The sequence below is a fragment of the Mesorhizobium qingshengii genome, assembly GCF_027563465.1.
Classification (GTDB): domain Bacteria; phylum Pseudomonadota; class Alphaproteobacteria; order Rhizobiales; family Rhizobiaceae; genus Mesorhizobium; species Mesorhizobium qingshengii_A.
Genome location: NZ_JAPFQA010000022.1, coordinates 1 through 12,183 on the forward strand (window position 1 = coordinate 1; position 12,183 = coordinate 12,183).

12 protein-coding genes and 1 pseudogene are annotated in these 12,183 nt (G+C 60.6%); 3 read left to right on the forward strand and 10 right to left on the reverse strand.

Translation table 11 applies throughout. From position 1 onward, the window contains the following. Nucleotides 1-532: 532 nt before the first annotated feature. Nucleotides 533-994: a hypothetical protein gene (locus OOJ09_RS28445; protein WP_269908389.1), complete on the reverse strand. Its 462-nt coding sequence runs from the start codon at nucleotides 992-994 to the stop codon at nucleotides 533-535. A gap of 158 nt (nucleotides 995-1,152) precedes the next feature. On the opposite strand from OOJ09_RS28445, the gene OOJ09_RS28450 reads away from it, so the two are divergent. Continuing rightward, nucleotides 1,153-1,281 (forward strand): hypothetical protein, encoded by a 129-nt coding sequence (locus OOJ09_RS28450; RefSeq protein WP_269908390.1) that lies wholly within the window; start codon nucleotides 1,153-1,155, stop codon nucleotides 1,279-1,281. 109 nt (nucleotides 1,282-1,390) lie between these two features. On the opposite strand, the gene glp is transcribed toward OOJ09_RS28450, so the two are convergent. From glp to OOJ09_RS28490, 9 genes and pseudogenes are all read right to left on the reverse strand, one after another. Further along, nucleotides 1,391-2,665 (reverse strand): gephyrin-like molybdotransferase Glp, encoded by a 1,275-nt coding sequence (gene glp / locus OOJ09_RS28455; protein ID WP_269908391.1) that lies wholly within the window; start codon nucleotides 2,663-2,665, stop codon nucleotides 1,391-1,393. Between the two features lie 7 nt (nucleotides 2,666-2,672). Further along, entirely contained in the window at nucleotides 2,673-3,053 is a 381-nt protein-coding gene (locus OOJ09_RS28460; RefSeq protein WP_420107565.1) for a c-type cytochrome, read from the reverse strand. A gap of 89 nt (nucleotides 3,054-3,142) precedes the next feature. Continuing rightward, nucleotides 3,143-5,680 (reverse strand): arsenate reductase (azurin) large subunit, encoded by a 2,538-nt coding sequence (locus OOJ09_RS28465; RefSeq protein WP_269908392.1) that lies wholly within the window; start codon nucleotides 5,678-5,680, stop codon nucleotides 3,143-3,145. A gap of 14 nt (nucleotides 5,681-5,694) precedes the next feature. Then, entirely contained in the window at nucleotides 5,695-6,222 is a 528-nt protein-coding gene (locus OOJ09_RS28470; RefSeq protein WP_091574605.1) for an arsenate reductase (azurin) small subunit, read from the reverse strand. A 156-nt stretch (nucleotides 6,223-6,378) separates the two neighbouring features. Continuing rightward, nucleotides 6,379-7,389, reverse strand: coding sequence for a sigma-54 dependent transcriptional regulator (locus tag OOJ09_RS28475; protein ID WP_333474498.1), 1,011 nt, complete (start codon nucleotides 7,387-7,389; stop codon nucleotides 6,379-6,381). Nucleotides 7,390-7,425: 36 nt separating this feature from the next. Continuing rightward, a pseudogene (locus OOJ09_RS32020) lies at nucleotides 7,426-7,722 on the reverse strand (response regulator); the annotation flags it as partial. Further along, the gene (locus OOJ09_RS28480; protein WP_269908394.1) at nucleotides 7,712-9,169 is read right to left on the reverse strand and encodes a sensor histidine kinase; all 1,458 of its coding nucleotides are present in this window, start codon (nucleotides 9,167-9,169) and stop codon (nucleotides 7,712-7,714) included. The gene OOJ09_RS28480 and the pseudogene OOJ09_RS32020, both read right to left, overlap by 11 nt. Continuing rightward, nucleotides 9,166-10,065, reverse strand: coding sequence for a PhnD/SsuA/transferrin family substrate-binding protein (locus tag OOJ09_RS28485; RefSeq protein WP_269908395.1), 900 nt, complete (start codon nucleotides 10,063-10,065; stop codon nucleotides 9,166-9,168). The genes OOJ09_RS28480 and OOJ09_RS28485 overlap by 4 nt, the downstream gene beginning before the upstream one ends. A 126-nt stretch (nucleotides 10,066-10,191) precedes the next feature. After that, the gene (locus OOJ09_RS28490; RefSeq protein WP_269908396.1) at nucleotides 10,192-10,584 is read right to left on the reverse strand and encodes an ArsR/SmtB family transcription factor; all 393 of its coding nucleotides are present in this window, start codon (nucleotides 10,582-10,584) and stop codon (nucleotides 10,192-10,194) included. Between the two features lie 274 nt (nucleotides 10,585-10,858). Between OOJ09_RS28490 and OOJ09_RS28495 the strand changes: the two genes are divergently transcribed. Together OOJ09_RS28495 and OOJ09_RS28500 are read left to right on the forward strand one after the other, a co-directional pair. Beyond that, complete coding sequence (locus OOJ09_RS28495) at nucleotides 10,859-11,920, forward strand: permease (protein WP_269908397.1); 1,062 nt, start codon at nucleotides 10,859-10,861, stop codon at nucleotides 11,918-11,920. Between the two features lie 23 nt (nucleotides 11,921-11,943). Then, nucleotides 11,944-12,177, forward strand: a complete 234-nt coding sequence (locus OOJ09_RS28500; protein WP_269908398.1) for a thioredoxin family protein — start codon at nucleotides 11,944-11,946, stop codon at nucleotides 12,175-12,177. Nucleotides 12,178-12,183: the final 6 nt, after the last annotated feature.

Consider the following 12,183-nt stretch of genomic DNA (forward strand, 5'->3'; position numbering starts at 1 on the left):
ATGTGCAGAGCTGGAAGGACCGAAACCCCGGCAGCGGATATGTAGGGATAGATTGAGTCTCTGCGCCGTGTGCGCCTTTTGCTGATGCTGAGGGTACCATCTACAGCCGACATGCGGAACTCGGATACATAGTCCGATTCAATACCCTGCTTGGGATTCGGTTCCATGCCCAAGCCTTCTCGCGCCGGCGACCGTCGGCGCTAAAAGGAAGAACGGCGTATAAGCCGCAGTCCTGCGCGCGTCCGCAACAACGGACGATTGTCGCGCGTAGGACGGAGGAAATTCGCCCCCGCCGCGGGCGGTGAACGGGACAGCCGTAGGAGCGTCAGCATAGCGCCGGCCGCAGGACGGGGCGCGGGACCGACTGTCCCCGTCCGCGGTGGTCCGCATGTTTTGCGTCGAAGCCGACCGGCGGAGATCGCGCGCATTTCCGGCTCTCGACAGTCCGGCCGCTGATCGCGATTGGATTGTCCAACCCAGCGCCGAGTTTTGGCCTGGACGAAATCGATGAGGTCTTGCATCCCTTCACCCCTCAATTGCGTGGCAGCTTGTGAATTTCCAGCCTGACAGGCCCTCCCCTGTCACAACTCGTGCAGAAGAGCGCTCGCTCGATCGAACTGAACAGAGCGCCTTTTCCATAGCGTTCGATGAGTCCGGCAGGCTTTACCGTTGCATGATGCGAACAGGATCTGCACCAGGCCCGCAACACATGCCACTCGCGAAGATCGCCGAGCGCCACATCCATGCCGGCGTGAACGCTGCCATCAATGATGGCCTGCGGTGGGATCTTCACCTCGCCTGGTGTCAGGATTTTCTCCATCACATGCCGACTGTTGTAGTGGATCAGCAACATGCCCGGCCGGCGCCGGATGGCAGCTTGCCATGCGGCCTGGCTCACCGTTGAATCGGGGGAACGCGAAATGGTTTCGGATAGGGCCTGCTCGTCGCGATCCCAAACCTCGATCCGAAAATTGTCTTCCGCGGTTTTTGCCATAGCTTCGCCGGCCAGCGCGTTTCACGCCGAGCCATGGTCCCTTTGCTGCTCCAGATCACGCTGAAATAAGGAACATATTCCTCCCTCGTCAAGGGCAGGCTTGACTCTGTGTTCTCTTTTTGTTCACTATTGGCGGAAATAGCCATAGGAGGCGAACCATGGAACTTCGCTTGAACATTGAAGGGGCGACACCCCAAGAGCTCGAACGCGGCATCGCGGCAGCCGAAGCGGTGTTTGCACGCGCCGGCATTACGGCCTTGGAGGGCGCGGAAGGACTAACAAGCTAGATATCTGCCGTTAAGGATATTTTTGATGGCTTACGCGGACGCTCAGTCGGCAACTTTATTGCGCAGTGGGTTAGTAGGAATTCTCGCTGCCACGGCGATCCCTGCAAGATCAGTTGCCGGATAAGGGTTCAAAACGAAGCGCCAGGCCGCGCTCTATCGAGCCGACATCCGGCGGCAACATTGCAATTCCGTCAGCAAGAGCCATTGCCATTAAGCTCGCCGACGAACCACGGCCGAGCATGTCCAGAACGGGGCGTCCCAGCTCGTCTCGCCCAGTGATCCTGACCGGAACGAATTCGGTCCGCCCGAGCCGCTTTTCATAAGTGAATCCTGCCACCGCCGCTGACCATTGCGGCCCTGTGCTGGCGAGGCCCGCGATAGCCCGGATCGCGGGCAGCGCAATCTGCCGGAAAGTCACCAGGGCCGCGTTGGGATTACCGGGAAGTCCGGCAAACAACATCGACCCAATCATTCCAATCTTGACGGGTTTTCCAGGTCGCATCGCGACCTTGAGCACATCGAGCGTGCCACCGTGCTGGCCGAGAGCAGACACGACATGATCCTCTTCACCCGCCGAGACGCCGCCAGTCGTGACCAGGACATCGCATGCGCAAGCTGCTTCGCCAAAAGCTTGGGCCAAAGCTTCGCGACGATCTGGAACGATGCCGTAGTCGAGGATCTCAGCCCAAGGGACGGCCGAGAGCATCGCCCGGATCATCACGCGGTTGGAGTTGTAAATCTGGCCGGGGCCGAGAGGCACACCGGGTTGCTGCAATTCCGTGCCAGTCGATATCAACCCGATACGAACTTTCCGCAGCACCTCGACCTCGGCCAGTCCCTGCCCTGCCAGCAGTGCGAGCCGCTGGGGCGTAAGCTGCTCGCCGACGGCCACGAGGCGATCCCCTGCGCGGACGTCCTCGCCGGCATACCGAATGTTTTCCCCGCGCCTTGGGCGCGTTGTGATAACCACGGCATCGTTCGTGCGTTCGCAATGCTCCTGCATGATGACGGCATCGAATCCTCCGGGCACCGGAGCACCTGTAAAGATGCGGAGGACTTCGTTGGAAGCGAACTGTCCGGCATGGAATTCACCTGCCGCAATCCTGCCCCCGACAGAAAGCACCCAGGGCCCTGTTCCCGCAAAACCGTCGAGCCTGACCGCGTAGCCGTCCATCGCGGAATTGTCGAATGGCGGCAGGTCGATCGATCCGAAAAGGTCGTGAGCGAGGATTCGGCCCCTCGCCGCCATCAGCGGCACATGCTCCGTTTCGCGCACGGTCCTGGCGATTGCGACTGCCTTGGCGGCGGCGATATCGACGGAGATAACCCTGCCACTGGCACCCGCCTGGCAGGTCTCGTTTGTCAGGGCGATGGCGGTTTCCATGTGGCCTCTAGTTGGGAATGGTCTTCAGGTATGCGATGATGTTCTGAATGTCCTCGGGTTTCTTCAGCCCGGCGAACGCCATTTTCGTGCCCGGAACGATCGCCTTCGGCTCAACCAGATACTTGGCAAGAGTTTCCTCGTTCCAAACCAGGCCTCCTGCTCCCGCCGTGGTCATCGCTTTCGAATAGTTGAACCCCGTGACGGTTCCCGCCGTGCGGCCGATCAGACCGCCGAGATGGGGGCCAACCTTGTTGGTCGTGCTGTCAGCAGCGTGGCAGACTGCGCATTTCTTGAAAACCGTTTTGCCTGCTTCGACGTCCTGCGCGTTGGCCGCGGTGACAAACGCGGTCAGAACAGAGACGGCAACGAAAATGGTTTCGAACTTCACTCAATTTTCTCCCTTTTGGAAATTCAATGAGGATCCAAGGAATCCCGCCGCGGGCTTGCGAAAGCCCGCGGCGGAGCGAGTGCAGAACTCTATGACGCCTGATACTCCAACGACTTGAACGTCAGGTGCTTCACACCTTCCGGCGCGTCCGAGATCTTTCGGATATCCGCCCATGTCTGCTTGTAGTTTGGAATCACCAACTCGTTGACGCCATCATTGATGACATTGCCCATCACCCCGGTTGGGAAACCGAACAGCATGAAGGTCTCGCCTTTCCTGGCCGTCGGCGTCGGATAGACCATAGCCTGGGTCGAGCCATCGTCGTTGAAGACCTCGACCAGATCACCGGCCTTGACCCCCAGTTCGGCCATGTCGTCCGGGTTCACCTGGATGTAAGGGAACGGCATGCGGTCCATGACGAAGTCGTTGGCCTGATCGAGGAAGGCATTTTGCCAAATGAGATTGGCCCGCCCATTGTTGATCAGATATTTGAACTTCGCCTTCTGCGCGTCCTTGCCAGGCGCCTGGAAGCCGCGCCATGGAGCATCCATGAACTGGGCTTTGCCGCCCTCCCCGGAAAACACGCCATCCGCGTAAAGACGTTTCGTGCCGACGATCTTGCCATCCGTAAAGGCCGTGGCCGGTTCCTGGAAGCCGTTGTTGCCCATGGCTTTCAACCGCTCGTAGGTGACATGCTTGCCGCCGCCGGCGTTCTGATGATAGCCGTCCATGAAGGCGTCTTCTTCGGTCTTCCAGTCAAAGCCCTTGAACTGGTCGGCATACTTGGTGTCGCCCATGTCGCGTAGCACCTTCTCCAGGTGCTGGGCCAGTCCGGCTGCGATCAGGCAGTCAGGCTTGGCGTTGCCAGGTGGGTCCATATAGCGCTCGACAAGCCTCATACGGCGCTCGCCGTTCATGGAAGTGAGGTTCATCTCACCGGACTCCGCCGCTGGCAGCCAGACGTGGCTTGCCGCGCCTATCTTCGAGGGAATGATGTCGACGTCGACCGAGAACAGACCTCCGGCCTTGATCGCGGCTGTGATTGCCTTGACCATTCCATCGCGGTCGCCATAGGGCACGGCGTTCATCGCATCCTTCACGATGTCGGTGCGCTTCTTGTAGACCATGTTGAACTGATGGGCATTCAGCGTGGTCTTGTAGTGGTCGCAGGCCCAGATGTGATGAACGCCGCCCTTGCCTTCGATCAGCAGCTTGTCGACATACGCCGCTGGCCTTCCGACATGCGCGTCGGACGGACGCACGTAACCTTCCTGGTGTCCGCCCAGGCGAACTACGCCACCGCCTTCGCGTCCGATGTTGCCCATCGCCAGCGCGATGTTCACAAGGGCGCCGTTGGTGCGATAGTTGTCATTGCCCCAGATCAGGCCCTTTTCGTAGCCAATCATGGTGCGCCGCCGCTTGCCGCCCTCCTTGGGCATTGCAATCCATTCGGCCGCCTTAACGATATCCTCTGCCTTCAGGCCGGTGATCTTGGCAGCCTCGTCGATTGAGAGTTTGCAGCCTTCCATCGCGCCCGAATAGTTTGTGAGGTGACCGGGTTTGCCATCAGCCTCGCCGCGTGCCGGGTAAAGCGCTGGCCGCGGCTTGCCCTCCTGGACCGTGCTGTTCTTGATGAAGTCGTTGTCAGTCCATCCCTTGTCGGAGATGTAGGTGAACAGCGCGTTGAAGAGCGCGAGATCCGTTCCCGAATTGAGTGCGAGATGGAGGACATTGTTCTTCCCGGCTTCCGCCTCGCAAGCGTTTACCGTGACCGTGCGACGCGGGTCGACGATGATGATCCTCGCCGCGGCGTGCGGCTCGTCGGGCATTTGCGCCTTCTTCTTGTCGAGCGTCGCACCCCGCAGATTGGGTATCCAGTGATTGAGAAAATAGTTGGTCTGGGTCTCGAGCGGGTTGGTGCCAACCGCCATGATCGTGTCGGCCAGTTCGGCATCCTCGTAGCAATTGTTCAGTTCCCCGACGCCCATGTCGCGCGTGGCGTGAACTTCGGAGTTGTAGGCCGGACGGTTGTGGATGCGGACATTCTTGACCTTCATCGAGCCGAAATAGAGCTTTCCAGTGCCCCAGGTGTTCTCGTAGCCGCCGGCTGAGCCACCATGGTCGAACATGGAGACGAACAGCCCATCTTCGCCCTGCTCCTTGACCACGGCGGCCGTCACCCTTGCGACGAGGTCGAGCGCGTCGTCCCAGGAGGTCGGCTGCATCTGGCCATATCGCCAGACCATGGGCGAGGTCAGGCGCTGCTGCTGTGTTCCGCGCGTGGCGCTGAAGCGGTTTTCAGCCATGCGGGCGCCACGGATCGATCCCAGTCCGGAATTCACCTCGCAGTCCTTGTCGGGCTTGATGACGATGTGGACATCCTGGCCGTTCTGCTTGACCACATTGTACATGGAGGGCGCATACCAGGCGTCCGTCTCGGCGGCTTGCTGCTGAGAAAGATCGACCGCGAAAGCGTTGGAGGCGGCATCGGTGCCGCCCTGCTTGTTGGCCGGCCACGTGTAGGCGTGATAGCCGCAGCCGACGATGCAGTAGTGGCAAGTGACGTTGTGCTTCTTGGCGTCGGCCGGAACGATCGGCAGACGGTCGATGTGACGTTTGTAAGCCATGATCCGATCCTCCCTTAAAGTACGTTGCTCAGGCGGCCGTAGAGGAGTTCGTCGACTCCCTCGGCATAGATGTCGCCCTTGGCGTCGATGCGCAGCGCGTATTGGGGAAGGTTGGCCGTCGACTGGCCCCAGATCTGCTGCCCTCCGGCATCCGCGTCGAAGCGCGAATAGTGGCCAGGACAGTTGAAGGAGTGATCCTCGGCGTTGTAGTTGAGCGGGAATCCCTTGTGTGGGCATACAGTCGAGAACCCGACGATGTCGCCTTCAGCACCGGCACCGCCTTCCACCTTGGTTCCAAGCTTGAGCAACACGCCGGGCGCGTTCTCGTCTGGATAGTTGACCTCCAGGGGTTCGTTGACCTTCAGGTCGGCAACGTTGGCCAACTTGTTCGAAGGGTATTCGACCAGGGCGAGACCCGGTGCGGCCTTGGCCTGAGATTGCGCCGGCAAGGCCACTGCCGTGGCCATCCCTGCGGCGGCAAATGCCCCTCCCCTCAGAAATTGACGGCGGCCGACGTCGACCAGCTTGTTGCAGCGATCCATGCATTCCTCCCGTTGGCGAAGTCTTCTCCGCCAAGGGGTGTAGCAACAGCCATGCCAAACGAGCGGGTCGCTCATTTCATTAGGGAAAGTGCATTGAATCATCCGGTTGGCCGGTCGCGACGTTCGGAATTCCGAACATGCTGCAGCGCCGAAGGTTCAGCTTCCCGAACGTGGCCCTTCTACAAGGCCAAAGCGGGTCATCTTTTCCCAAAGCGTCGTCCTGGATATGGCAAGAAGGCCGGCCGCCTTGGCGATCTGTCCGCCAGTCTCTTCGAGGGCGCGCTCGATCTGGCGGCGCTCGGCGGCGTCGCGGACATCGGCGAGCGGCGCGAACGAAGCGCTGACTGTCCTGGCCGCGCGGTCGGGGAACAGGTCGCAGGGCATAATCCATTCACTGGTCGAGAGGGCTACGGCGCGTTCGACGCGGTTTCTGAGTTCCCGAACATTGCCTGGCCAGGGATGCGCAAGGGCGGCCTCCTCTGCCAGCGCGCTGAAGCCACGGATGCGTGTATCGGAGCGGCTGACGGCGTTTTCGAGGAATCGGTCCATGAGCCAGTCGATGTCTTCCGGTCGCTGTCTGAGCGGCGGGATCTCCACCGGCAGTACCGCCAGCCGGAAATATAGGTCTTCGCGGAAGCCAGTCGCTCCGCCGCGAACCGCAAGATCCCGATGGGTCGCGGTCACGATGCGCGCGCAAAGAGTAACCGGCGCTTCGCCGCCGACGCGATGGAAGCTCCCTTCCTCGATCAGCCGAAGCATCTTTGCCTGAAGCGACAGCGGCATGTCGCCGATCTCATCAAGAAACAGCGTGCCTTTGCCGGCGCGTTCGGCATAACCGAGGTGGCGTCGCTGCGCCCCCGTAAAGGCGCCCTTCTCGTGACCGAAAATCTCACTTTCGAGTAGCTCCGCAGGAATGGCCGCACAGTTCACGGACACGAACGGTTCGGAGCTTCGCGGCGATATCTGGTGCAGCAGCCGGGCCGCTACCTCCTTGCCAGATCCGGTTTCTCCGGTGATCAGAACCGGCATGTCATGTCGCGCATAACGATGCAGGAGATCTTCCACATGCTGGATGGCAGGAGACTCGCCGAGGAAATGGCCTTTCAGGCGAAGCTCCGCGTTGGTCGTCCTGCGCCCCGCCTCGATGCGCCGCAGGAACTCGTCCATGACGAAGGGCTTGGTCATGAAATCGACTGCGCCCGACCGCATCAGCCGCACCGCCTGGTCGACCTCGCCGAACCCGGTAACGAACATGAACGGCGGCGCGTTCGGGATCTTGGCCACGGCGTTGAAGACCAGCTCGCCGGAAATGTCGGGCAACCGGATGTCGCAGATGATGAGATCGAGCGTACCCGCAACCGCAGATATGCCATTGATCGCCTCGCTTCCCGACTGCCACCACGTTACTTGCCAACCTTCGAGCTCAAGGCGCTGAAGGATCGATCCGCCCATGACGAGATCGTCCTCGACAAGTCCTATCCGTGGGCGGTCAGGCAGCATTGGCTTTGGCGATCTCCCCGCCGAAGGGAATTTCGAGCGTGACCGCCGTCCCTCCGTTTTGCTTGGCCGTGATAATGGCGCGACCGCCAAGATCGTCAACTACACGACGGACCATCCACAGACCGAGACCCCGACCAGCCCGGACCGCGGGTCCAGGGTCCTCGTGCGTGAGTATCGCGGCAATGTCCGTCGGCATTCCCGGGCCTTGGTCGCCGATCTCGATGTGCAATCGGTCCTCCCTGCTCCCCGCCTTCAATGAAACCACTCCTCCCTCCGGCGTTACTGTACTCGCATTGAGAAGCAGGTTGAGCACGGCCTGGCGGACGGGACCTCCTTTGATCGGAAGCTCCCCAGCACCGTTCCATGCCATGTCCCAATCCAGGCGCTGCCGTCGGCGGCGCAGTTCAGGCTTGAGCAAAAGGCGGACATCATCGAAGTCTTCCGCGGTGAGAAGCCGTTGCGACCGTTCCGGACGATAGGTCGCAAGCGCGGCCTCGACCACATCCCGAATGCCAGCGAGGCCGCGCTCGATCAGACTGATCGACGTGTCGCGAACACCAGGAGTTTCGCCATGCGTCTTCAAAGTATCCAGGGCATTGAAGAGGCCCCCCAAGGGGTTGTTGATTTCGTGGGCCATTCCGGATGCCAGCCGACCCAGGCTGGACAGCTTTTCTTCCTCGGCCAACTGCATGGCGAAGTTTGCACGCTCACGCTCGGCATGGACGAGGGTGTTGTAGCCGCGGAAAAGCCCCGCCACTTCCGAATCCCCCGCTGGAATTTCGCCCGGCGAAATTGGCTCGGCCGATCCATGCGCGGCGGATCGCATGTGGTTTTCGAGGACACGCATCGGTGCGATCATCTGCCGGACGATGAGAAAGCCGCCCAGCGAGAACAGCACGGCCAGCACGCCATTGGTTACCAGCAGAGTGAACAAGATTTCGCGGCGCTCGGCGAACAGGCGCGAGACGTCGAAAGTGGCGTGGATGGTCCCGACAGGCTGTCCTTGATAGATGAGATCGCGCTTGGCGAAACCGGTCAGCGCGGATTCGTCGATCGTCACGATACCGGGACCATAGCGCTTCAAATAGCTGTCCGGCAGTTGCGAGAACGTCGCCATTCGGGTGGGGTCCGTCGCTGCCAGGATTCTACCATCCGACCCAGTCACGACCGTTTCGATCGGTGACAGAGCCGCATAAGACGACTTGGACCTGTCAAGTGCGTCGAACACCTCCCAGACATCTCCTCTCAGGACCGAAGGAATGACGGCGGATGAGAGGCCGTCGAGATATGTCTCGGCAAGGCCGTCCAGGAAGCCCTCTTGCGTGCGCGAGAGGCGGTCCAGAACGTGTTCCGAAATCACCGCGCTGATTACAACCATCAGCAACGCAACGATTGCCGGCACGCGATAGGTGACCGGGATCGACCTGAAGCGGCGGATCATGGTCATCCGAATTGCCTGACGATTTCGACCTCGGCCGCAATCGTGTCGAAGAGCGAGGGGGCCGTTGCCAGAAAGCCGTCCAGCCGAAGAAGGTCGAGGACTTTCTTGCCTTCGGCATCATCTTTCATGGAAACAAGTGCCTGCTGCAGGGCCTTCACCCGGGTATCGCTCGCAAGGGATTTTGGCGATGCCACTGGCGGGAAGCCGAGCCATTCCGATTGTCGGACAATTCTGGTTTGCTTGATCAGGTCAGGCTCCGTTTGGCGCATCACTTCGTAGACGTAGCCGTCGACGCTGCCCGATTGTGCCAGGCCAGACGCCACCGCGCGAACGACGTTGCGGTGCCCGTAAGTAAAAAAGTTCCGCGAAAAGAAAGCCTCGGGCCAGAGCTTGTTCTTCGCGAGGAGCGTCCGGGTGACCAGGAAGCCCGAGTTCGAATCCGGGTCGGAGAACGCATGGACATCGCCCTTAAGCCCGGTCCAGTCTTCGACGACGCGGTCGGCGGACGCAATCAGGTAGGATTGGTACAGCGGTCTGCCGAGCCAGACTGGCGTTGCGACCAGATCGAGATTGGCTTTGAATTGGACGTAGGGATAGCCGCAAATCCAGGCCGAATGGATCTCGCCCGACACGAGCAGCGCGGTGATCTCCTGGTAGGTCCGACGTGTCACCAGTTCGACAGGGCCGCCGAGTTTGGACGACAGGAAGGTTTGCAAATGGCCGAGAAGTTCGAGGTCGTTCGAGAGGAATACTGGCGTGAGGCCAAACTTGAACGCAACGTCCTCTGCCGAAGCGCTCGAATGGAAAGCAAGCGAGGCCGCCCCCGCTAGCGCCCCCTTCAAAAGGACACGCCGGCTCGGTGGATTGCCTTGCCGCACGCAATGCCGCGCATCACGAGTCAAGTATGCCTCCCAGTGGCGGCCGTTTAGTCGCCAGCACGATCTTAATCGATAAACGACAGCGTGGCGACAGTTGGGCGCCCGGCAACTGACCACAGCAACGTCAGTTTCGCTGCGCCACCAGACGCGTCAGCCGCGTTCGCCTGCCAAGACAGTTAATTGCCGATGGTGAGCCGGACTCCTGCTCGACGGCGGGGGGCCATCGGGAGCATCGGCCATCCGATTAAGATCATTCTGATGCTCGGGCTCCAGCTCGATCCCGTCAAGCGCGCCATTTACAATCGTTTGTGCCCAGTCGGGAAGATCGGCGATGCGGTAGAGCATCCATTGGGCATCTCGCCGCTGAGCCACGACACCAGCCTCACGCAAGACGGCGAGATGCTTCGAAACGCTTGGCTGAGATGTCTGCAGCGCGTGGGTAAGCTGGCACACGCATGCCTCCCCATGTGCCGAGATCAACGCCAGAGCCCGAAGGCGGAGCGGTTCGGAAATCGCGGAGAGCAGGGCAAGTCGCTGTTTCATGCAGATAATATAGTTCCGCGGGCATATCCCCGCAACGGCATATGCGTTCCCTGTTCCCTCGGCTTTCCCGAGGCATTCCTGGCCGAATCTGCGTTTGATCCACCGCAACGACGTGGCGTGCCGGCCAACGTACAGCACCTACGACGCGATCAATTATCTGGCATATGCCCTTGAAGGAATATTCTGACGGAAGCATATACAAACTGCGGAAGGTTCGCAGTGGATAGAGTTGAGCCCAACAAGATGTCGTTGTTCCGCGTCACAGGTAAGTCGCATGAACACAGAACAGTCATTTACCCTACCTGAGCGCCCGGAGCCCTCGCCAGCCCTTTGGCTTGCAGTAACCGTGGGTGCCGTGGCCCTCTGGTTTGCCGCTTACGCCCAGCTGGTTCCACTATCTGACTGGATCGTTTCCCTGCTTCCTCTCGAGCCTGATTCGCATCTTCAAGAGGCGATAAGGTTTTTCGCCTACGACACGCCGAAGGTGCTGATGCTCCTGACGCTGGTGGTCTTCGCCATGGGCGTGGTTCGCAGTTTCTTCTCGCCGGAACGGACCCGCGCCTTGCTGGCGGGTCGGCGCGAGGGGATCGGCAATGTCGCGGCTGCCAGCCTCGGCATATTCACGCCGTTTTGCTCCTGCTCGGCTGTGCCGCTCTTCGTCGGCTTCGTCTCGGCGGGAGTGCCGCTCGGCGTGACGTTCTCATTCCTGATCGCGGCCCCGATGATCAACGAAGTCGCTCTCGGCCTGCTCTTCGCATTGCTGGGATGGAAGGTCGCGTTGACTTATCTGGCCTTCGGTCTGGCCGTCGCGATCGTGTCCGGCTGGGTCATCGGAAAGCTGCATCTCGAGGGCTGGCTGGAGGAATGGGTCCGCAACGTGCGGTCCGGTGCCGTAGATCTCCCGACTGACCGGTTGACCGTCGTCGACCGCATCAAGGCTGGCCTCGAAGCCCTCCGCGACATCGTCGGTAAGGTGTGGATGTGGATCATCGCGGGCATTGCCGCCGGCGCCTTCATCCACGGCTACGTGCCATCGGATCTCCTTGCCTCGATCATGGGCAAGGACGCCTGGTGGTCCGTGCCGGCCGCCGTTCTCCTCGGTATCCCGATGTATTCGAACGCCGCAGGGATAATCCCGGTGGTCGAGGCCCTACTCGGCAAGGGCGCGGCACTCGGCACCGTGCTCGCCTTCATGATGTCGGTGATCGCGCTGTCGCTGCCCGAGATGATCATCCTGCGCAAGGTTCTGAGCGTGAAGCTGATCGCCGTCTTCATCGGCGTGGTCGCCTCGGGAATCCTGGCTGTCGGCTTCCTGTTCAACATGATTTTCAGCTGAAGAACCAAGAAAGGCATCAACCCATGAAAGAGATCAAGGTCCTCGGACCCGGCTGCGCGAACTGCAAGAACACGACCTCCTTGATCGAGCGCGTCGCCCAGGAAAAAGGCGTTCCCATCTCCTTGGCCAAAGTCGAGGAACTCCGCGAGATCATGAGCTACGGCATTATGTCGACTCCAGGGGTCGTGGTCGACGGCAAGGTCGTCCACGCGGGCGGCGTGCCGAGCCGTGAGAAGGTCGAACTGTGGCTGGCATGACGCTGC

What these genes read in the sequence shown, in the direction of transcription:
- OOJ09_RS28445 (WP_269908389.1), bottom strand. Translation starts at nt 994, where the DNA reads ATGGCAAAAACCGCGGAAGACAATTTTCGGATCGAGGTTTGGGATCGC.
- OOJ09_RS28450 (WP_269908390.1), top strand. Translation starts at nt 1,153, where the DNA reads ATGGAACTTCGCTTGAACATTGAAGGGGCGACACCCCAAGAGCTCGAA.
- glp (WP_269908391.1), bottom strand. Translation starts at nt 2,665, where the DNA reads ATGGAAACCGCCATCGCCCTGACAAACGAGACCTGCCAGGCGGGTGCC.
- OOJ09_RS28465 (WP_269908392.1), bottom strand. Translation starts at nt 5,680, where the DNA reads ATGGCTTACAAACGTCACATCGACCGTCTGCCGATCGTTCCGGCCGAC.
- OOJ09_RS28470 (WP_091574605.1), bottom strand. Translation starts at nt 6,222, where the DNA reads ATGGATCGCTGCAACAAGCTGGTCGACGTCGGCCGCCGTCAATTTCTG.
- OOJ09_RS28475 (WP_333474498.1), bottom strand. Translation starts at nt 7,389, where the DNA reads ATGGACGAGTTCCTGCGGCGCATCGAGGCGGGGCGCAGGACGACCAAC.
- OOJ09_RS28480 (WP_269908394.1), bottom strand. Translation starts at nt 9,169, where the DNA reads ATGACCATGATCCGCCGCTTCAGGTCGATCCCGGTCACCTATCGCGTG.
- OOJ09_RS28490 (WP_269908396.1), bottom strand. Translation starts at nt 10,584, where the DNA reads ATGAAACAGCGACTTGCCCTGCTCTCCGCGATTTCCGAACCGCTCCGC.
- OOJ09_RS28495 (WP_269908397.1), top strand. Translation starts at nt 10,859, where the DNA reads ATGAACACAGAACAGTCATTTACCCTACCTGAGCGCCCGGAGCCCTCG.
- OOJ09_RS28500 (WP_269908398.1), top strand. Translation starts at nt 11,944, where the DNA reads ATGAAAGAGATCAAGGTCCTCGGACCCGGCTGCGCGAACTGCAAGAAC.